21 protein-coding genes are annotated in these 20,820 nt (G+C 50.2%); 14 read left to right on the top strand and 7 right to left on the bottom strand.

Annotation, left to right across the window (positions count from 1 at the left end; translation table 11 throughout):
* Window positions 1-28: 28 nt before the first annotated feature.
* The 4 genes from mgtE to CD05_RS0104150 form a co-directional block, all read right to left on the bottom strand.
* The gene (gene mgtE, locus CD05_RS0104165; RefSeq protein WP_028509430.1) at window positions 29-1,405 is read right to left on the bottom strand and encodes a magnesium transporter; all 1,377 of its coding nucleotides are present in this window, start codon (window positions 1,403-1,405) and stop codon (window positions 29-31) included.
* Window positions 1,406-1,666: 261 nt separating this feature from the next.
* Window positions 1,667-2,293: a vWA domain-containing protein gene (locus CD05_RS0104160; RefSeq protein ID WP_028509429.1), complete on the bottom strand. Its 627-nt coding sequence runs from the start codon at window positions 2,291-2,293 to the stop codon at window positions 1,667-1,669.
* A 257-nt stretch (window positions 2,294-2,550) separates the two neighbouring features.
* Window positions 2,551-3,039 (bottom strand): Cys-tRNA(Pro) deacylase, encoded by a 489-nt coding sequence (gene ybaK, locus CD05_RS0104155; RefSeq protein WP_028509428.1) that lies wholly within the window; start codon window positions 3,037-3,039, stop codon window positions 2,551-2,553.
* Complete coding sequence (locus CD05_RS0104150) at window positions 3,032-3,679, bottom strand: epoxyqueuosine reductase QueH (RefSeq protein WP_028509427.1); 648 nt, start codon at window positions 3,677-3,679, stop codon at window positions 3,032-3,034. The genes ybaK and CD05_RS0104150 overlap by 8 nt, the downstream gene beginning before the upstream one ends.
* 233 nt (window positions 3,680-3,912) lie before the next feature.
* Here CD05_RS0104150 and CD05_RS0104145 point away from each other — a divergent pair, with 233 nt between their 5' ends.
* The 8 genes from CD05_RS0104145 (at window position 3,913) to CD05_RS0104110 (ending at window position 12,472) form a co-directional block, all read left to right on the top strand.
* Window positions 3,913-4,950 (top strand): stage V sporulation protein AD, encoded by a 1,038-nt coding sequence (locus CD05_RS0104145; protein ID WP_347495010.1) that lies wholly within the window; start codon window positions 3,913-3,915, stop codon window positions 4,948-4,950.
* A 13-nt stretch (window positions 4,951-4,963) separates the two neighbouring features.
* Window positions 4,964-5,335: a SpoVA/SpoVAEb family sporulation membrane protein gene (locus CD05_RS0104140; RefSeq protein ID WP_028509425.1), complete on the top strand. Its 372-nt coding sequence runs from the start codon at window positions 4,964-4,966 to the stop codon at window positions 5,333-5,335.
* Window positions 5,336-5,678: 343 nt separating this feature from the next.
* A complete protein-coding gene (locus tag CD05_RS0104135) occupies window positions 5,679-7,757 on the top strand; it encodes a glycoside hydrolase family 3 C-terminal domain-containing protein (RefSeq protein WP_028509424.1) in 2,079 nt (692 codons plus the stop codon).
* A 139-nt stretch (window positions 7,758-7,896) separates the two neighbouring features.
* Window positions 7,897-9,276, top strand: coding sequence for an MATE family efflux transporter (locus CD05_RS0104130; RefSeq protein ID WP_028509423.1), 1,380 nt, complete (start codon window positions 7,897-7,899; stop codon window positions 9,274-9,276).
* Between the two features lie 50 nt (window positions 9,277-9,326).
* Window positions 9,327-10,988, top strand: a complete 1,662-nt coding sequence (locus CD05_RS0104125; RefSeq protein WP_028509422.1) for an oligosaccharide flippase family protein — start codon at window positions 9,327-9,329, stop codon at window positions 10,986-10,988.
* 64 nt (window positions 10,989-11,052) lie between these two features.
* Window positions 11,053-11,820: a nucleoside triphosphate pyrophosphohydrolase gene (gene mazG, locus CD05_RS0104120; RefSeq protein WP_037322793.1), complete on the top strand. Its 768-nt coding sequence runs from the start codon at window positions 11,053-11,055 to the stop codon at window positions 11,818-11,820.
* 12 nt (window positions 11,821-11,832) lie between these two features.
* On the top strand, window positions 11,833-12,159 hold the full coding sequence (locus CD05_RS0104115) for an HU family DNA-binding protein (RefSeq protein ID WP_278244762.1): 327 nt from the start codon (window positions 11,833-11,835) through the stop codon (window positions 12,157-12,159).
* Window positions 12,160-12,229: 70 nt separating this feature from the next.
* Window positions 12,230-12,472, top strand: a complete 243-nt coding sequence (locus CD05_RS0104110) for an RNA-binding S4 domain-containing protein (RefSeq protein WP_028509419.1) — start codon at window positions 12,230-12,232, stop codon at window positions 12,470-12,472.
* A gap of 142 nt (window positions 12,473-12,614) precedes the next feature.
* On the opposite strand, the gene CD05_RS0104105 is transcribed toward CD05_RS0104110, so the two are convergent.
* Window positions 12,615-13,811 carry an acetate kinase gene (locus CD05_RS0104105; RefSeq protein WP_028509418.1) on the bottom strand — a complete coding sequence of 399 codons (1,197 nt, stop codon included), beginning with the start codon at window positions 13,809-13,811 and terminating at the stop codon, window positions 12,615-12,617.
* Window positions 13,812-14,031: 220 nt separating this feature from the next.
* On the opposite strand from CD05_RS0104105, the gene CD05_RS0104100 reads away from it, so the two are divergent.
* The 3 genes from CD05_RS0104100 to CD05_RS0104090 are packed head-to-tail and all read left to right on the top strand — an operon-like array spanning window position 14,032 to window position 16,822.
* Complete coding sequence (locus CD05_RS0104100) at window positions 14,032-15,183, top strand: nucleotidyltransferase family protein (protein ID WP_028509417.1); 1,152 nt, start codon at window positions 14,032-14,034, stop codon at window positions 15,181-15,183.
* A gap of 4 nt (window positions 15,184-15,187) precedes the next feature.
* The gene (locus CD05_RS0104095; protein WP_051588818.1) at window positions 15,188-16,117 is read left to right on the top strand and encodes a hypothetical protein; all 930 of its coding nucleotides are present in this window, start codon (window positions 15,188-15,190) and stop codon (window positions 16,115-16,117) included.
* A 27-nt stretch (window positions 16,118-16,144) separates the two neighbouring features.
* Window positions 16,145-16,822, top strand: coding sequence for a DNA alkylation repair protein (locus CD05_RS0104090; RefSeq protein WP_028509415.1), 678 nt, complete (start codon window positions 16,145-16,147; stop codon window positions 16,820-16,822).
* Between the two features lie 216 nt (window positions 16,823-17,038).
* Here the strand turns inward: CD05_RS0104090 and leuB are convergent, their stop codons facing one another.
* Together leuB and CD05_RS0104080 are read right to left on the bottom strand one after the other, a co-directional pair.
* Window positions 17,039-18,121 (bottom strand): 3-isopropylmalate dehydrogenase, encoded by a 1,083-nt coding sequence (gene leuB / locus CD05_RS0104085; protein ID WP_028509414.1) that lies wholly within the window; start codon window positions 18,119-18,121, stop codon window positions 17,039-17,041.
* 91 nt (window positions 18,122-18,212) lie between these two features.
* Complete coding sequence (locus CD05_RS0104080) at window positions 18,213-18,698, bottom strand: hypothetical protein (protein WP_156947295.1); 486 nt, start codon at window positions 18,696-18,698, stop codon at window positions 18,213-18,215.
* A gap of 196 nt (window positions 18,699-18,894) precedes the next feature.
* On the opposite strand from CD05_RS0104080, the gene CD05_RS0104075 reads away from it, so the two are divergent.
* From CD05_RS0104075 to CD05_RS0104065, 3 genes are read left to right on the top strand one after another with little or no spacing between them, the layout of a single operon-like run.
* On the top strand, window positions 18,895-19,281 hold the full coding sequence (locus CD05_RS0104075) for a GntR family transcriptional regulator (protein ID WP_028509412.1): 387 nt from the start codon (window positions 18,895-18,897) through the stop codon (window positions 19,279-19,281).
* The gene (locus tag CD05_RS0104070) at window positions 19,274-20,137 is read left to right on the top strand and encodes an ABC transporter ATP-binding protein (protein ID WP_037322792.1); all 864 of its coding nucleotides are present in this window, start codon (window positions 19,274-19,276) and stop codon (window positions 20,135-20,137) included. The genes CD05_RS0104075 and CD05_RS0104070 overlap by 8 nt, the downstream gene beginning before the upstream one ends.
* Entirely contained in the window at window positions 20,134-20,805 is a 672-nt protein-coding gene (locus CD05_RS0104065) for an ABC-2 transporter permease (RefSeq protein ID WP_028509410.1), read from the top strand. The genes CD05_RS0104070 and CD05_RS0104065 overlap by 4 nt, the downstream gene beginning before the upstream one ends.
* The last annotated feature ends 15 nt before the right edge of the window (window positions 20,806-20,820 follow it).

Genomic DNA, 20,820 nt, shown 5'->3' with positions numbered 1-20,820 from the left:
AAAGAGCCGCATAACGCAGCTCTTTTGTTTATACGCTGAGCCCGAAAACGATCATAGCGATGTTGAAGAACACAAATGTAGTCGCCGTATCAACGATGGTCGTGATGAGCGGTGCTGCCATGATAGCAGGGTCGAGCTTGCAGCGCTTTGCGAGCATCGGCAGCATACAGCCGATGAGCTTTGACATGATAACTGTACAAATTATCGCCCCGCTGACGCATATCGACATCTTGAGCGGGTCAGAATCGCTCTCAACGAAATATGTGTAGGTGATGTATATCCTGAGGCCGTTTACGAAGGCAAGTATCGAGCTTACGATAAGCGCTATGCGGAATTCCTTGAATACCACCCTGAAGAAATCTCTCAGCTTTATCTCGCCTACCGACATACCACGAATGACCATGGTAGAAGTCTGCGAGCCGCAGTTGCCGCCCGTGCCTGTAAGCATTGGTATGAACGACACCAGCAGCGGCACGGCTGCAAAGGCCGCCTCGTATTTTGTGATTATAGTACCTGTGAGCGTTGCCGAGAGCATAAGTATCAGCAGCCACATTATCCTGTTTCTTGCGTGTCTGAAAACGCTCGTCTTGAAATACTCGTCCTCAGCAGGGGCAACGGCTGCCATCTTCGAGAAGTCCTCCGTTACCTCGTCCTCGATAACGTCCATTACATCGTCGAAGGTTATGATGCCGACTATCCTGCCCTCTTTATCGACCACCGGCAGCGCCAGGAAGTCGTATTTAGAGAACTGCCTTGCAACGACCTCACGATCTTCAAGAGTATCGACAGAGATAACGTTGGTATCCATTATCTCCTCCATACGCTTGTCATCGTCAGAGGTTATAAGGTCAAGCACCGAGAGCACGCCTATGAGCTTTCTCGCTTCTGTGACATACAGGGTGTAGACTGTCTCCTTGACAACGCCTACCTCCTTTATCTTGCGAAGGCCTTCCTTGACGGTCATATCCTTTGTGAGGTACACATACTCGGTGGTCATGATAGAGCCTGCCGAGTCCTTGGGGTATTTGAGTATCTGGTTTATCTGCTTTCTCGTTTCGCTGTCTGTTGACTGGAGTATTCGGGAAACGACATTTGCAGGCATCTCCTCGATGATATCTACCGTATCGTCGATGAAGAGGTCATCAAACACCGCTTCAAGCTCCTTATCAGAGAAGGCGTTTATCAGCGTCATCTGCATATCGCTCTCCATATAGGAGAAAACGTCTGCCGCAACGTCCTTTGGCAGCAGCCTGAAAAGCAGCGGGAGCTCGGTCTTGTCGTTTTCTGTGTGCTCGTAGTAGTATCGCAGTATATCGGCGATATCGGCCTCATTCATATCGACAAAGAGCTCTTTTATCTTTTTTACGTCCTTGGAGTCAAGAAGCTCCATTATTTCTGCGTTCAATCATATCACCCTTTCGTGAAATTTATTCACGGGCAGGCATTATCACACACGGACAGACTTAGCCCGGGTGCTGTATACCTATCCCGCAATCGACTTGCGTCGTCCATGTCTTCAACTCCTTTTTTATGATATGATATGCACACGGCACACAAATGCCGCATACACATTTATTTTACTATATTTAACTCCTTTTGTCAAGCAAAAAAGCGCAAAAAAAGCGATACCCGTCCTGCAATAAAAAGACGGATATCGCCGGAAATGCTATTTACGGAGCTGCTCTTTCCAGTCAGCAGATGCCTTGCCCTTGGCTCTTATCTGCATTAACGGTGCAGCCATTGCGGCGAACATCGCTCTTGTGCCCGTTTCTGTTGCCTCGTAGTCGCACGCCATGTCCTCAGAGATGCCGACGCTCTTTGCAGTCTTTACCGAGTCGATATTTGCACCTATGAAGATAAACTCCCAGCCGTGTTTTTCCTTCTGCTGCTCGATGAGCTTTTTGAGACTGTCCTGCGTGAAGCTGCGTGATGCGTTCTCCATGCCGTCGGTTGTTATCACAAACACAGTGTGCTCGGGCACGTCCTCCTCACGGGCGTATTTGTGGATATTTGCTATGTGCTTTATCGCATCGCCCACTGCGTCATAGAGCGCTGTGCAGCCACGCACGAAGTAGTCCTCCCTTGTCATCTGCCTTATCTCGGAGAGCTTTACTCTGTCGTAGATGACCTCGCTCCTGTCATCAAAGAGCACGACTGATACGAACGCCTCGCCCTCCTGCGTTTTCTGCTTTTCTATCATCGAGTTGAAGCCGCCTATCGTGTCGCTCTCAAGGCCTGACATCGAACCGCTTCTGTCCAAAATAAATACCATTTCCGTTAAGTTCTTTTTCATAGCACATCTTCCTTTCATCATTCCGCAGCGGTCTCTCCCCTGCTCTGTATATATAATAGCATACTTTTATGATGAAGTGGTCGCCTGCGAAGCGACATTTAGAGGCAAAATGTAAGAAATATGAAGAACGAGAAAAGCCCTCTTTGCTCAGAGGGCTGGTAATCATTCATAATGCTACAAGTGCATTGCCGAAGGGGCTTGGGGGCGACCGGAAAGCCCCCAAAACAAGTTTTGCAGCTGATAACATCTTCCAGTATTTATACTGTTATTTTTTCTGTTTTTGCCTTTGTAACGGCTATCAGGTCTTTGGGTGATAAGAATATCTGCGAGCCTAACCGTCCGCCGCTTATTATCACCTCGTCAAACTGTTTAACGCTCTCATCGATCACCGTCAGAAACAGCTTTTTCATGCCTATCGGCGATACACCGCCCCTGATGTAGCCTGTGGCGGCGTTTATATCCTTGACGTGCAGAAGCTCGACGCTTTTCTTGCCTGCTGCCCTTGCTGCCGCCTTAAGGTCAAGCTCTTTCTCGATCGGGATAACGAACACGCATATCTCGCCGTCCTTGGCCTTGCCTGCAAGCGTCTTGAACGACTGCTCCCTGCTCTGGCCGAGCATATCTGCGATGTGAACTCCGTCTATAAAGTCCTCGCACTCGTAGGTGTTCACCTTGTATTCAACGCCTGCTTTGTCAAGTATGCGCATGGCGTTTGTCTTAACGTCTTTGTCTTTGTTCTTAGCCATTCTCTTTCTCCTTGTGTCTTTGCTCTGCTTCCCTTTTTGAGAACACGCAGCCGCAGTAATCCTGCCTGTAAAGGTCATATTCGTGTGACAGCTCTATCGAGCGCTTATAGCCGTTTTTCTTTTTAAAATCAGACGGCAGGAAAGCCACGCCGTACTTTTCCGACAGCTCCCTTGATATGTCATAGAGTGCCTGCGCATTCTTGTAGGGCGAGATAGAAAGCGTCGTCGTGAAGTAATCAAAGCCGTGCTCCTTGGCGTATTTCGCCGCCCTTTCAAGGCGTAATCTGAAGCAGGCAAAGCACCTCTCGCTCCCCTCGCCGAGCGCTTCAAGACCCTTTACTGCATCGTAGAATTCCTGCTCGTCATACTCCTCCGGCAGAAACGTCACCCTGCCTGCAAGCGGCATCTCGCTTATCAGCCGCTCAAGCTCGGCGCTTCTCTTGTCATACTCCTCAGGCGGATAGATGTTTGGGTTATAGAACATATCGGTTATCTCAAAATACTCCGACAGATATTCAAGGCAGTAGCTCGAACACGGCGCACAACAGCTGTGCAGCAAAAGCGTTTTCTTCTCACCGCTGTCTTTTATGCTTTTTAGTATCTCATCGGTCTGTGCCTGAATGTTTATCTTGTTTTGCATATAATCACCATAGTCATTATACCACATCACAGCTTTTTTTGCAAGGCTTGAATAATCACAGCTGTTTTTACCATAATAAAGGCAACACCGCACAACCACCGGCCCCAGCCTTTGTACGCCATCTACTTGCAAATTTCCCGTCATATTACCCAAATTTTCCTTGACTTGCGCCAGCAAGCCTGCGGAAAATTTAGGCAATCTGACGAAAAATTTGACTGTGTATCTGACGTACAATGGTTGTGCGGTATTACCTAAACAAAAAAGAAAGAATGATGACTGTGACAAGGATATTTGATACACCGCCCTGCATAACCTCATTTGCGGCAGTCGGCGGTTCAAGCGAGGGCAAGGGGCCTCTGGGGAACCATTTTGACTACATCAGCGATGATGAATACTTCGGCAGGACGACCTACGAGCAGGCCGAGAGCGAGCTGCAAAGGCAGACGGCAGCCATAGCTCTTGAAAAGGCAGGGCTTAAGTTTAGCGACATAGACGTTATCTTAGGCGGCGACCTGCTGAATCAGTGCGTTGCGACCTCCTTCGGGCACAGGGAGTCGGGGGTGAGCATACTCGGGCTTTACGCTGCCTGCTCGACCTTTACCGAGGGGCTGATATTATCAGGCATGCTCACTTCATACGGGCTTGCAGGCAAGGCTCTCGGCATCACCTCGTCGCACTTCTACTCAGCCGAGCGTCAGTACCGTATGCCGATAGAATACGGCGGCCAGCGTGCCCCCACCACCCAGCGCACAGCCACAGCCGCAGGTGCCGTGATAGTCGGGCAGGGCGAGTGTGCGCCGTTTATCAGGGGCTTTACAGTCGGGCGGATAGTCGATATGGGCGTTACCGATGCTGCCAACATGGGTGCAGCTATGGCGCCTGCTGCATACGACACGATAACACGCTTTCTTAATGAGAGCGGCAGGAGCATTGCTGACTTTGACCGTATAATCACCGGCGACCTTGGTATGATAGGCTCATCGCTTTTATATAAGCTCTTTGAGCGTGACGGGGTGGATATAAAAGACAAGCACCTCGACTGCGGCTGCCTGCTATATGACCCCGACACACAGGACGTTCACTCAGGCGGAAGCGGCTGCGGCTGTGTGGCATCAGTCAGCTGCGCTTATCTGCTGCCGAAGATAATAACCGGCGAATATGAGAATATCCTGCTTGCGGCGACCGGGGCGCTTATGTCCCCCACGATGACACAGCAGGGCGAGAGCATACCGTCTGTCTCGCACGCAGTATGGCTCTCACACAGCGTTTAAGGAGGGGTGCTTTATGGTTTATCTTTACGCATTTTTGGCAGGAGGAGTGTTCTGCCTTATCGGGCAGGCGCTTATCGACTTTACGAAGCTCACCCCGGCGAGGATACTTGTGGCATACGTTGTAGCAGGGGTGTTATTAGGTGCGGCAGGGCTGTATGAACCGCTTATCAGGCTTGCAGGGGCGGGTGCGAGCGTGCCGCTGACAGGCTTTGGCTACAACCTCTCGCAGGGGGTCAAAAAAGCCGTCGCCGAAGACGGCGCACTCGGCATCTTAACAGGCGGCTTTACAGCAGCTGCCGCAGGAATGAGCGCTGCTCTGCTATTCGGAGCGCTTGCATCGGTCATGCATTTTCTGCTAAAGCGTGCAAAGGACAGCAAGGTGTAAAAAAGGTGTTGTTTCATATCATTTTTCTGCCTGATATTTCCTAACAAATTCTTAACAGATGCTATAGGGGTATTGATTTTTGACAGGGTTTATCTTATAATATGTATAGCGGCGGAAAAGGCCGCCGCACAACTTATATTTAGGCAACACCGCACGAAGATTGTGCGCAAATTGCGCAGTCAGCTTTTTCGTCAGATTGCACAGATTTTCCGAAGGAATACTACCGTATTTCAAGGAAAAAATGTGTAATATGACGGAAAAGATGCAAGTGAGTTGCGTACAAAGCCTTCAGGCGGTCTTTGTGCGGTGTTGCCTTTAATACCGCCACGGCGGAAGGAGAAAAATGAAAAATGCAGCAGCTTATTCGGATGCAAGAAACAAAGCGCAGGAGCTTGTGAGCAAAATGACAGTCGAGGAGGCAGCATCTCAGCTGAGATATGACTCGCCGGCTATTGAAAGGCTTGGGATACCTGCATACAACTGGTGGAACGAGGCTCTGCACGGCCTTGCAAGAAACGGCATCACGACCGTTTTTCCGCAGGCGATAGCGCTTGCGGCGAGCTTTGATGAGAAGCTCGTGTTTGAAGTCGCAGACATCACCTCTACCGAGACAAGGGCAAAGTTCAACGTCTTCTCAAAGCAGGGCGACAGGGATATCTACAAAGGGCTTACTATGTGGGCGCCCAACATCAACATATTCCGTGACCCACGCTGGGGCAGAGGGCAGGAAACATACGGCGAGGACCCATTCCTGACAGCAACGCTCGGCAAGGCTTACGTTCACGGCCTGCAGGGCGATGAAGATATCTTGAAGACCGCCGCCTGCGCCAAGCACTTTGCAGTTCACTCGGGGCCTGAGGGGGTAAGGCATGAATTCAATGCCGAGGCAGATGCATTTGACCTTGAAGACACCTATCTCTACGCATTTGAGGAGCTTGTAAAGGAAGCTGACGTTGAGGGCGTTATGGGCGCATACAACCGTGTTAACGGCGAGCCTGCCTGTGCGAGCGATTTCCTTATGAGCAAGCTGCATGACTGGGGCTTTGCAGGCTACTTCGTGTCAGACTGCTGGGCTATAAATGATTTCCACACTCACCACATGGTGACATCTAACGCTGTCGAGAGCGCTGCTATGGCTCTCAATGCCGGGTGCGACGTAAACTGCGGCTGCTGCTATGTTAACCTTATCGCAGCTCTTGAACAGGGGCTCACCACTGAGGAGAAGATAAGAGAAGCGGCAGTTCACCTCTTTACTACAAGATACAAGCTCGGTATGCTGGGCGGCAGCACGCCTTATGATGATATCCCCTACACCGTCTGCGCCTGCGACGAGCACAAGCAGAAGTCGTATGAAGCATCGCAGAAGGCAATAGTGCTGCTTGAAAACAACGGCATTCTCCCGCTTGACAAAAGCAAACTGAAAACCATTGCCGTGATAGGCCCCACAGCCACGAGCACGGCAGTTCTGGAGGGCAACTACAACGGCACCTCCGATACATACCACACCTTCCTTGAAGGCATAAAGGACAGCTTTGACGGGCGTGTGCTCTATTCCGAGGGCTGCCACCTGTTCAAGGACAGAGTGTCGGTGCTCGCACAGCCTGACGACAGACTCAGCGAAGCATACACTGTAGCATCGCTTGCTGATGTTGTTATCCTCTGCTTAGGCCTTGATGCAACTATCGAGGGCGAGGAGGGCGACACAGGCAACGAATTCGCCGCAGGTGACAAGCTCGACCTCCGCCTTCCCGAGAGCCAGCGCAGGCTCATCGAGTGCGTCAGGAAGACGGGCAAGCCTGTTATCGCCGTAGTTGCCGCAGGAAGCGCTATAAACACCGAGACTGAGTTTGATGCGCTGATACACGCATGGTACAGCGGCGCTGAGGGCGGCAGAGCGCTTGCGGATATACTTTTCGGCAGGATATCACCCTCTGCAAAGCTGCCCGTGACATTCTACAAGGACGCTGACGAGCTGCCCGACTTCACCGACTACTCGATGAAGGGCAGGACATACAGATACATCGAAAACGGCAGCAACGTGCTCTATCCGTTCGGCTTCGGGCTTACTTATTCCAAGGTCGAGGTGACCGGGCTCACTTACGACAGCGGCAATGCAAAGGTCAGCTTCAAGAACACAGGCAGCAGCGACACGCAGGACGTAATAGAGCTATACATCAAGCCTGACGATGAAAGATGCCGTGAGAACTACCACCTCTGCGGCTTTGCAAGAGTTGACACAAAGGCAGGTCAAAGCGGCGAGGTGACAGTTAAGATACCAGACAAGGCGTTTACCTTTGTCACAGAGCAGGGCGAGAGAGTAAGGGCAGGCAGCTTTAAGCTCTATGCATCGACCCACCAGCCCGACGAGCTCAGCTGTAAGCTAAATGGCACAGATTTTGTGAGCATCGGGGTCAATATTTGAGCAAATCAATAAATTTTATCAAAACGGCTTGAAATATGCCGGATACTGTAATATAATAGTTATAGAGGTCATTCCCTTGCGTTTTTCGTGGGGGAATGATAATTTTTGCATAGGTTTTTCCTAAAAAAGGAATGATAAAATGGACAACACAAAACAGAATATCCTCGGCACTGACCCTGTCGGCAAGCTGATGCTGAAATTCTCAATACCAAGCATCATAGCAATGCTCGTGGGCGCACTTTACAACATCGTAGACCAGCTCTTTATCGGCCAGAAGGTCGGTATGCTCGGCAACGCTGCGACCAATGTGGCGTTCCCTCTTACCACCTCGTGTATTGCGCTCTCGCTGCTGTTCGGTATAGGCGGTGCGTCGGCTTTCAACTTAACGCTCGGTCAGGGCAAAAAGGAAAAAGCGCCTTACTTTATGGGCAACGCCGCCACCATGCTCGTGATAAGCGGTGTTGCGCTCATGGTGATAACGCTTGTCTTCTTAAAGCCATTGCTGCGGCTTTTCGGCTCGCCTGATGATGTAATGCCCTACGCTGCAGATTATGTCAGCATCACGGCATTCGGCTTCCCGTTCCTTGTGCTGACGACAGGCGGCGGCCACCTTATCAGGGCAGACGGCAGCCCGAGAATGACTATGATATGCTCGCTCACAGGCGCTATAATCAACACCATTCTCGATGCGGTGTTCGTTGTAGGCTTTGAATGGGGCATGAAGGGTGCGGCTATCGCTACAGTCATAGGTCAGCTGATATCGGGGCTTATCGTTTTATGGTATCTGAGATTCAGCTGCAAGACTGTCACTCTCAGCCCCAAGCACCTCAAGCCCTCACTCAGCTATTGCAGGAAGATATTCGCTATCGGAATGGCATCGTTTTTCAACCAGATAGCTATGATGATAGTGCAGGTAGTTCTTAACAACTCGCTAAAGACCTACGGCGCACAGAGCGTCTACGGCGACAGCATACCGCTCTCCTGTGCAGGCATCATAATGAAGATAAGCCAGCTCGTCTTCTCGATAGTAATAGGCCTCTCGCAGGGCACGCAGCCGATAGAGAGCTTTAACTACGGTGCTAAGAGATTTGACAGGGTAAAGAAAGCCTATATGCTCGCAAGCGTGTTTGCAGTCGGGTTCTCGTTTGTATGCTTTGTATGCTTCCAGGTATTCCCGAAGCAGATACTCTCGCTGTTCGGCGACGGCACGCCCGAGTATTTCGAGTTCGGCATACGCTTTATGAGAAGATTTCTTTTCTTCCTGTGGCTCGTGGCATTGCAGCCTGTTACATCGACATTCTTTACATCTATCGGCAAGGCTATCAAGGGCGTGTTCCTCTCTCTCACAAGGCAGATAATCTTCTTCCTGCCGGCTCTGCTGATACTCCCCCGTATAATGGGCATCGACGGCATAGTTTACGCAGGCCCTATAGCAGACTTTATCTCGGCTATAATCGCTATAGTAATGTGCTATATTGAATTCAAGGACATGAAAAAGCTCGAAGCCGAGACCGCCTGATAAGAATAATTCCCCCTTTCGGATAATATTATCCAAGAGGGGGTGTTTTTTTGAAAGGACAGAGCTTTTACAAGGGGTCGTTCATTCTTATGACAATGGTGGCCGTGACAAAGGTGATGGGGCTTTTCTATAAGCTGATGCTCACAAATCTCCTGGGCGGCACGGGCATGGCTTGCTTTCAGAGCGTGTATGCGGTGTTCACGCCGGTGTATGCCATAGCTATAGGCGGCATACCGTCTGCCGTGGCTATCATGACGGCTGAGAACTTCGCCCTTGAAAGATACAAAAACGCCCGAAAGATCCGCCGCACGGCACTGGCTTTTTTCACACTCACAGGGGCGGTGGCGGCACTTATCACAGCACTCTGTTCAGGGGTGATATCAAAGTCTCTCTCAGGCTCGGCAAACCTCAGCCCCGGGCTTATAGCCGCAGCACCGACTGTGCTTTTTTGCTGCGTGATATCCGTCTACAGAGGGTATTCAGAGGGGCTTTGCGACATGATACCCACCGCCGTATCCGAGACTATCGAGGCGTTTTTCAAGCTGCTGTTAGGCCTTGCCTTTGCATACATTACATACAAAAAGACCAAAGGGCTTTACGACACGCCGACTGCCCTCTCGCTCACCGCTGCGGCATCTATCCTCGGGGTGAGTATGTCGTCGCTGTTTGCGTGCATATATCTCGCCCTGCGGCTCAGGATAAAGGGTGACGGCATAACAAAGCGACAGCTTGAAAAGGACAGATGCACCGACAGCCGCCGGCACATCATAAGGGAGCTTACAGGCTACGCTTTCCCGATAGCGATGACTGCGGCGATATCGACGCTCATAAACACCGTTGACCTGCTGACTGTGCCTGCGATGCTTGGACACCTGCAAGGCAGGGGGCTGCTTGATATCTCCCCTCTCGGCGGCTCGGGCATTGAAGCTCAGGATATCCCGGAGTTTATCTACGGCTCTTTCACAGCGCTCGCACTCACCGTCACTGGGATAATCCCCGGTTTTACAGCCATGCTCGGCAAACCGGCACTTCCCAAGGTATCAAAGGCACGAGCCTGCGGCGACAAGGCAGAGCTCAGAAAGGGGCTTGATGATATTTTCCTTCTCTCATCGCTCATCGCTTTCCCGGCATCGTTTGGCATGACGGTGTTTTCTCGTGAGGTATTACAGTTTCTGTTCCCGGCAAGGGTGTACGAAACAGCCGTATCGGCAGATGCTTTTGCGGTGCTGTGCGCAGGGCTTTCTGCCGGGTGTATGCTGCCGCCGGTGTTTGCGCTTTTACAGGCAGTCGGCAGGCCGAAAAGCTGCGTGCGGATAATGCTTGTCTCCTGCCTTGTGAAGCTAATGGGAAATCTGACCTTTATGCTCATTCCGGGGCTTGGTGTCACAGGGGCAGCGCTCTCGCTCGTGGCGGCTGATATGACGGCTCTGCTCATTGCGCTCATACTGCTCAAAAAGAGCTGCGGCAGCCTGCCTGATGTAAGAAAATGTATACTTTCTCCGGCGTTTGCGGCCATGCTGTGTGCGGCAGGCGCAAGGCTTTGCTATGACAGGCTTTTTACCGGCATTCTTACCAAAAATTCCCGGGCTTGCTTGTTGATTTCTATACTCTCGGGTAGCATAATATACATTTTTTCACTGTATTTATTGAACATTATGCCGAAAAGAGTGCTTTTTCAAGGAAAATTAAAAAAAATTGCAAAAAGGGCTTGAAAAATGCGGCGATATGAGTTAAAATAATATGTACACGGATAAAATTCTTAAAGGGATGAAGTGTATGGAGCAACGTATAAAGGCAATACTCGAAAAGGATAACTACAATGTCTACGATATGCAGGAGATAGTCAGGATACTCCGTTCTGAGAACGGCTGCCCGTGGGATAAGGTGCAGACACACTCCAGTATCAAGAAGGACATGATCGAGGAAGCCTACGAGGTGGCAGACGCTATCGACTGCTGCAGCGCTGAGATGCTCAGAGAGGAGCTTGGCGATGTCATGCTCCAGGCTGTTTTCCATTCGGTCATCGAGGAGGAAAAGGGCGTGTTCACCCTTGACGATGTCGCAGACGAGCTGTGCAAAAAACTCATCGTGCGTCACCCCCACGTTTTCGGAGATGTTCAGGCTGACACGGTAGACAAGGTGCTCACCAACTGGGACGCTATAAAGAAGCAGACCAAGGGGCAGGAGACTTACACCGACACACTGGAAAGCGTGCCTAAGAACTTCCCTGCGCTCATGCGTGCCCAGAAGCTCGGCAAGCGTGCAGCAAGAGCCGGCATCGACTTTGAGACCGAGGACGAGATATTTTCGCTTATAAAGACTGCGCTTTCAGACATTGCGGTAAGCAAGTCGGAGGAGAGAAAGCCCACAAGCGAGATAGCTGATCTTCTGATGCTCGTAACAGCACTTGCAAGAAAGAACGATGTCGATTGCGAGGAAGCGCTCGCAGACTGCTGCAAGGAGTTCATCACACGTTTCTCGCAGCTTGAAAAGAGCGGCAGAGAGCTTAAGGACATCGGCGCAAACGAGCTTTATTCATACTGATTCAAGTTAAAATTGACAGATCATACTGTTAATGAATATAAAACACTATGGAGGTATAAAAACATGACAAAGGCAGAGCTTATTGAAGTTATTGCAAAGAACGGAGACTATTCCAAGGCAGAGGCCGGCAGAGTTCTCAGCGCTGTAGTTGACGCTATCAGCGAGACACTTGAGAAGGGTGACAAGATCACACTCGTAGGCTTCGGTACATTCGAGGTTAGAGAGAGAGCTGCTAAGGACGGTATCAACCCCCTCACAAAGAAGGCTATACACATCCCTGCTAAGAAGGTTCCTGCTTTCAAGCCCTCACAGGCTCTTAAGGATGCTGTAAACAAGTAATCAGAACTTATGATGATCAGCCTGGGCTCTAAATGCCCGGGCTTTTTTACTTAAGCAGAAAGGAAAGAAAATGAGACTTGACAAATACCTGAAGATAACAAGGCTGATAAAGCGCCGCACCGTTGCAAACGAGGCCTGCGATGCCGGCAAGATCTCGGTAAACGGCAAGATAGCCCGTGCGTCATACGACGTGAAGGTCGGCGATGTCATCGAGATAAACATGGGCGTAAAGCCCCTCAAGGCCGAGGTGCTGTCTATCAGCGAATACGCCACAAAGGAGAATGCGGCGGATAATTACAGGATCATTCCATGATCAATGCATAATGCATAATGCATAATTGAGGTGTCCGCCTTGCGGCGGACGGATTATAAAATCATTTCCGCAGACGATACCTCAAAAGCCACCAACTAATAAAGCCCTGCTCGTGATGAGCAGGGCTTTAGCTTTGCCTATATTACTTTGAGATAAGTGCAAGTGTGTCTCTTGCGATAAGAAGCTCCTCGTTTGTGGGAACAACATAGCAAGCCACCTTGGAAGCGTCTGTGGAGATCTTTGTGAGCTTGCCACGAACGTTGTTTGCAGCAGCGTCGAGCTCTATGCCTAAGAAATCCATATCGCTTAGAACAGCAGCTCTTACCTCGGGCGAGTTCTCGCCGATACCGCCGGTAAAGAGTATAGCGTCAACGCCGTTCATAGCAGCAGCGTAGGAGCCGATGTACTTCTTTATCTGGTATGTGAGCAGCTCGGAAACAGCCTGTGCTCTCTCGTTGCCCTTGTCAGCAGCAGCCTGAATGTCTCTGTTGTCGGAGCTGATGCCCGAAACGCCGAGGAAGCCGGACTTCTTGTTCATGTAGTCTGTCATCTCGTCGGGTGTGAAGCCGTGCTTCTTCATAACGAATGTAATAGCAGACGGGTCAACAGCGCCGCAGCGTGTGCCCATTACAAGACCGTCAAGGGGTGTGAAGCCCATTGATGTGTCTACCGAGATACCGTCCTTGACAGCTGTGATGGAAGAACCATTGCCGAGGTGGCAGGAAACTATCTTAAGGTCCTTTAAGTCCTTGCCGAGCACCTTTGCGAGCTCAGCAGATACAAAGCGGTGTGATGTGCCGTGGAAGCCGTACTTTCTTACAGCGTAGTTCTCGTAATCCTCATAGGGCAGACCGAAGAGATAAGCCTTTCTCGGCATATTGGAATGGAATGCTGTATCGAAAACAACTGCCTGAGGTGTACCCTCGGGAAGCACCTTCTTGCAGGCACGGAGTGCGAGTGCGTGGGGGTGGTTGTGAACAGGTGCGAGCTCTGCGAGAGAGTCTATCTTATCTATTACCTCATCGGTAACAAGGCAGGTCTCCTTGAAAACTTCAGCGCCCTGTACTATTCTGTGACCTACAGCAGATATCTCAGCCATGGAGTCGATGACCTTTGTCTCACCTGTTGTGAGCACTTCAACGAGCTTTTCAAAAGCCTCGGTGTGTGTCGGGAAATCACAGTCAGCCTCTAATGCTCTGCCGTCGCCTGTCTTTGCGGAAACGTGGCCGCCGATGCCAATCCTGTCACAGTTGCCCTTTGCGATAACTTCCTCATTCTCCATGTTGAGGAGCTGATACTTAAGAGAAGATGAGCCTGCATTAACTACTAATATTTTCACTTAAAAACATCCTTTCAGCCCGGACAGATGCTAATACAAAAGATGAGCGCATAAACGCCTTTTGCTCTTGACATTTTCCGGTTTTTATTATACTATTATATTATAACAAGATTGCACTGCTTTTTCAAGTGCTTTTGCCGAAATTTTCATTTTGCACAAAAAGCGGTCGGTTTTGTTATGGGATTTATACATAGAACATTTTATCAAGGTCGGTGATTTGATGCATTGTGCAGGAATAGTATGTGAATTCGACCCGTTCCACAACGGGCACAGGTATCTTCTTGAAAGTGTCAGGAAAAAAGGCATCACGCATATAGTCTGCGCCATGAGCGGCGACCTTACCCAGAGGGGCGATGTTGCCGTTGCCGACAAGCAGTCAAGGGCGCAGTGTGCTGTAAACAACGGTGCCGACCTTGTTGTCGAGCTGCCGCCGCCTTTTTGCTGCTCCTGCTCGCAGGTGTTCGCACAGGGGGCTGTAAGGCTTTTAAAGGCCGCCGGTGCTGACTGCATAGCCTTCGGCTCGGAGATCGATGACGCACAGCTGCTTTCCGAATGCGCAGACATATCCTTAGACCTTGAAAACGACCCCGACGTTGCCGCCATAACCGCAGACGGGCTTAGCTACCCGAGGGCTGTGTCGCTCGTTATCGAGAGAAAATACGGCAAGAAATTCGTAGAAGTCTTCTCGCAGCCGAATGCAACGCTTGCTGTTGAATACATCAAGGCCGCAAGAGCGCTCGGGATAAATGAATTCATAGCCATAAAGCGCAAAGGCACCGACCACGGCAGCGGAGATATTGTAGGCAGCTATGCCGCAGCAGGCACTATACGCAAGATGCTCAGAAAAGAGCTTGACGTTTCATCACTCACCCTGCTTGATATGACAAACGAGCAGCCTGCATTCATAGGCAGAATGGAGACGCACATTCTCTTTACCCTCTGCACCGCAGACGAGCAGACGCTTAAGTCTTGCCCCGACATAAACACACAGATACTTGAAAGCATCATGAAAATGCGAAAGAGCGCCCCCTCGACACTGGAGGAGCTTTACATATCATTAAAGACCAAGGGCGTGACGCTTGCAAGGCTGAGGCGGATATCCGTTTATCTCTCGGCAGGGCTTGAAAGCATCTCCCCTGACGGGCTTGATGCTGCAAGGGTCCTCGCATTCAACAAGCGTGGCACTGAGCTTTTAGCTAAGGCAAAGGATAGCAGCGTGCTCTTTGACACCTCGCTTGCAAGGATAGAGGAAAGGGTACCAAATATTGTACAGAACATCATCAAGGCTTCATATTTCCGCTATCTCTGCACTGACAGAGAGCAGGACTGCATAAACGAATACACAAGAAAGATAACCATAGAAAGGGAGTAGAAAAATGTTAAAGCATGAGTACATCGACTACGGATATTTCGGCAGGTGCCTTAAGGTGAGCAACGAGAGCATAGAAGCGCTCATCACTGTTGACAAGGGTCCCCGTGTGATATCCTTAAAATGCAGCGGCATGGAAAACATCATGGGCGAAGACATAAACGAGCACTCGACCATGTCGGGCGGAAGATATGCCGAGGTCTTCGGCGACAAGAAGTGGTTCATCTACGGCGGCCACAGGATATGGTTCTCGCCTGAGCATGACCCCAAGAGCTACTACCCCGACAACGACCCTGTAATAGTAAGGCAGGAGGGCAGCAGATTCATATTCACGCCGCCCGAGCAGTATGAGACAGGCTTTCAGTTTGAACTGATACTTGATTTTGACGAGACAAGCAGCAACATCACCGCTACCCACACGATAAAGAACACAGGCGACGAGATGCAGAAGATCGCCGTTTGGGCGATGACTGTTGTAGACCACGACAGCATAGCGATACTCCCCCAGTGCGACAAGCAAACAGGCCTGCTGCCAAACCGCACCTACACGGTATGGCCTTACAGCGATATGCATGACGACAGGCTGATGTTCGGCAACAAGTACATAACCATCAAGCAGTCTGATGACTGCAAGGCAAACTTCAAGCTCGGCTTCAATGACGACAAGGGCTACATGGCAATGTATAACAAGGGGCAGCTTTTCACAAAGAGGTTTGAATACATCGAGGGTGCCGAGTATCCCGACAACGGCTGCAACTGCGAGTGCTTCACAAACTTCTTTATGATGGAGATAGAGTCTTTGAGCCCTCTTTATGAGCTGGAGCCGGATGAGACTATCACCCACACCGAGCACTGGAGCTTAAGCCCCTGCGCTGACAGCTTTGACCGCAAGGACGAGCAGTCGGTGATAGACTTTATGGAGAGAAACATAAAATAAACAGACAGCCAAAGGAGCATGACAACAATGACCAACGCCGAGATAACAGACAGACTGTTTCTTATGCAGGACAAGGCCTACGCCGAGTTTCAGGGTGGGCTTATGCCGGGGGTGTCGAAGGACACCTTCATCGGCTGCCGCACGCCCGACCTCAAAGCCTTTGCAAAGGAGCTTTACAAGGACGATGCGACGCAGTTTTTGAACACGCTGCCGCACAAATACTTCGACGAGAACCAGCTGCACGCCTTCGTTCTCTGCAATGAGAAGGATTTTGACCGCTGCATAACTGAAGTCGAGCGCTTTCTGCCCTATGTTGACAACTGGGCGACCTGCGACCAGCTGATACCTCAGTGCTTTAAGAAAAACGCCGAAAAGCTGCTGCCCTACGCAAAGAAATGGACGGCATCTTCTGACAGGTTCACTATCCGCTACGGCATAGGCACGTTTATGAGATACTTCCTTGACGAGCTGTTTGACGAGGAATATATGCGCCTTATCGCAGCTGTCAGGAGCGACGAATACTACGTCAAGATGATGATAGCGTGGTACTTCGCAACAGCGCTCGCCAAGCAGTACGACACGGCGATAAAGTACATCAGGGACAAAGCCCTTGACCCCTTTACCCACAAGAAAGCGATTCGCAAGGCGATAGAGAGCTTCCGTGTGACAGAGGAGCACAAGGCGGTACTTCGTTCACTGGCGTGAACGAAGCTAACAGGTAACAGGTTACAGGTTACAGGTAAGGAGTCCGCCTTCGGCGGAAGGATCATAAAAAACTACACCCCGAGGTTTTTGTGTGACCTCGGGGTGTTGCTTATTGTATTGAGTATTGTTTGCCTGACATTGCTCGAATGGGCATATATGCGGCGCAGCCGCATACCTCACCTGTTACCTGTTACCTGTAACCTGTTACCTGAAATACTATATTCTCTCAGCTATGAGCCTGCCCATTTCCTTGCAGCCGACCTTCTTCATGCCATCGGACATGATGTCGCCCGTGCGGTAGCCCTCTGCGAGCACCTGCTTTACGGCATTTTCTATTGCGTCTGCTTCCTTGTCCATGTCGAAGGAATAGCGCAGCATCATAGCAGCCGAGATTATAGTAGCTATCGGGTTTGCGATGTCCTGGCCTGCGATGTCGGGTGCAGAGCCGTGGCTGGGCTCGTACATACCAAACTTTGTCTCGTTAAGTGATGCCGATGCGAGCATACCGAGCGAGCCGCTCACCTGTGCAGCTTCGTCGGAAAGAATGTCGCCGAACATATTCTCAGTCAGCACAACGTCAAACTGCGACGGGTCACGCACAAGCTGCATAGCGCAGTTGTCAACGAGCATATGCTCAAGCTCTACCTCGGGGTAGTCCTTTGCGACCTCGTTTACTACCTTTCTCCAGAGGCGTGAAGAATCGAGCACGTTCGCCTTGTCAACGCTCGTTACCTTCTTGCGGCGTTTCATGGCTATGTCAAAGCCCTTGACAGCTATGCGCCTTATCTCGTTCTCATTGTAGGTGAGAGTGTCTATTGCTGTCATAACGCCGTCAACTTCCTTAGTCTCCCTTGCGCCGAAGTAAAGGCCGCCTGTAAGCTCTCTCATCATCATCATGTCAAAGCCCTTGTCAGCGACTTCCTCACGCAGAGGGCAGGCGCTCTTAAGCTCGTCGTAGAGAAGTGCAGGGCGCAGGTTTGCAAAAAGGCCGAGCTCTTTTCTTATCTTCAAAAGGCCTGCTTCGGGACGGAGCTTTGGCTCCAGCTTATACCAGGGAGAAGTGGATGTGTTGCCGCCTATAGCGCCTAAAAGCACTGCATCTGCTGCCTTTGCTGTAGCCACAGCCTCATCTGTCAGCGGAACGCCGCAGGCATCTATCGAGCAGCCGCCCATGAGTATGTCGGTATACTCAAACTTGTGGCCAAACTTCTCGCACACCTTGTCAAGCACGACCTGAGCCTGAGTTACTATCTCAGGGCCTATGCCGTCGCCCTTGATGACTGTTATTTTCTTGTTCATTATAATCAACTCCATAGAATAAATATAGTACATAATAATTATATCACATACCGCTACAAAAATCAAGGCAGAGATAACACTCTGCCCTTTATCATTTGTTTCTCACTCTGTTTACCAGCTTTTCAAGCGTGTCCACCTGCTTTTTGGGAACACGCAGCTCGTATAGTATATCGTTTGTCTTGACGATAACGCACGAGCGCAGCAGCTTTGCTTCCGATTCTACTATCCTGATAAGCTTTTTATCAATAAGCACCGTCAGCGGCATATCATCGACCGCCGGGCATACGACGAGCAGACCGTTTGGCAGCGCAAATACATAACCCTCACGCTCGCCTATCTCCACCTCGCCACGGATAGTCTTCTGTATAAACTTCACCGCCTGGCCGCCTGTGCATTCTGTTTTCTCCGTATCTATCCCAAGATTGACGTAAAGCTGGGTCTTTGCACGCTTCCACTCGGGGCTGTCAGCCTTGACGGCGAGCTGCTCCAGCACTTCATCAAACAACATCTTTGACCATTCCTTTCTGCTGATAGTCCAACTATCAGCGCTTATTATAGCATAAAGATGTAACAGCATTATGAACTTTCTTATGATATTTATGAAATATCAAATATATTTTCCCAAGATCCCCTTGACAAACAAAGTAATATAGTGTATACTGTATATATACGGCATACACAGTATGCACTATACACAGTATGCACTATACACAGTATGCACTATACACAGTATGCACTATACACGGTATACACACCATGAAAGGAGCCGGCTCATGAATATTCTGATAAGCAATACCACAGATATGCCGATATATGAGCAGATAAGCTCGCAGATAAAGGGGCTGATAGCGTCAGGTGAGCTAAGCCCCGGCGATGCACTGCCGTCTATAAGGCTGCTTGCAAAGGAGCTGCATATCAGCGTCATAACCACCAAGCGTGCCTATGACGAGCTTGAAAAGGACGGGTTTATATACACAGTCTCCTCAAAGGGCAGCTATGTAAGCGACACAAATTCCGGGCTGATAAGAGAGAGCCGCCTGCGTGAGATAGAGGGGCTTATCGAAAAAACGGCCGCCCTTGCAGGGATGATAAAGCTCAGCAAGAAAGAGCTTATTGAGATGATAGATCTTATCTACGAGGAGGCTGATGAAAATGGCTGACAATGCTATCAGAATAAAAAACCTTTGCAAAAGCTACGGCAGCTTTCATATAGAAAACCTCTCGCTTACGCTGCCCGAGGGCTGCATAATGGGGCTAATAGGCGAGAACGGTGCCGGAAAATCAACGCTTATCCGCCTTATCATGGGGGCGAGCAGCCGTGACAGCGGAACAGTCGAGGTGCTGGGGCATGAGTACATGGGGCTGTCGCTTGATGACCCGAGGCAGGAGATAGGCTTTGTGATAGACCCCGGCTGCCTGCCCTCAAACGCTGATGCCAAGGACATGGATATGCTGCTCAAGCGCTACTACAAAAGCTGGAACAGCGAGCAGTTCTTTGACCTGCTAAAACGCTTCGGGGTCGAGCAGAACAAGCCCATTTACAGGCTCTCAGCAGGCACTAAGATGAAGCTGATGATATCCACAGCCCTCTGCCACGATGCAAGGCTGCTGATACTTGACGAGCCGACCAACGGTCTTGACCCTCTTGTGCGTGACGAGCTGCTTGAAATGCTCAATGCGTTCACGCTCGATGAAAAGCACTCCGTCCTCATATCCTCGCACATAATAAGCGACTTAGAGAAGATATGTGACTATGTGGCGTATATGCACGACGGCAGGCTGATGTTCTGTGATGAGAAGGACAGGCTGCTCGATGATTACCGCATCGTCAGATGCAGCGAGCAGCAGCTCTCAGCCCTTGCAAAAAGCTCCTGCTTAGGGGTCAAAAAGGGGCAGTTCGGGTGCGAGGTGCTCATGAAAAACAGCCTTGTGCCTTTAGGATTTTGCAAGGAGCGCACAACGCTTGAAGAAATAATCATCTGCATGGCAAGAGCACAGAAGGAGGAAGGAAAATGAACGGCAGCCTACAATACAGTCTATGGCAGGTAAAGGGTCTGCTCAAAGTCTTTTTTGCGGTGAACTTTTTTATCTGCATACTCAGCATATTTGCGCAGAATTCTGCATTCATGATGATATATCCGCTGTTTATGATACTCCTCCCTCTCGTCTCGGGCGGCAGCAGATACACTACAGGCTGGCGTGTCTATGAAGATATGCTGCCCTCGACCTCCGAGCAGGTGGTGTCGGGCGTGTATGTGACAGCGCTTATAAACACAGCTTCATACATCTTATCAACTATCATCGGCAACATCACAGGCTGCATCGTGTGCAGGATAGCAGACGGCGCATTCGACCTGCCGGGCGGCGATGAGGTGACTATCCTCGGCGGTGGGTTTTTCAAGCTGATGTTTATGATGATGTTTTTATCACTTATCTGCTTCGGGATAAGCTGCATCGTCATCTACAGATACTCAGGCCGCACATCAAAGCTGCTGACAGCCACAGCAGCAGAATATGTCGTCATAACGGCCGTGTTTGTGTTTCTTTTGGCAAACGAATCTGACAACGCCGCCATGCTGGCAGTCCCCACATGGCTTATGGTGGTGTCAGGGGTCATAGCGATACCGTTTTTTCCGCTCAGCTATAAGTTCTCGGAGTTTTTCTATGACAAATACAAGGACTAACACCCACATATAATA

The organism is Ruminococcus sp. NK3A76 (assembly GCF_000686125.1).
In the GTDB taxonomy this organism is placed as follows: domain Bacteria; phylum Bacillota; class Clostridia; order Oscillospirales; family Ruminococcaceae; genus NK3A76.
Note: the sequence above shows the minus strand (reverse complement) of the source record. Positions and strands in the feature narration are given on the sequence as shown.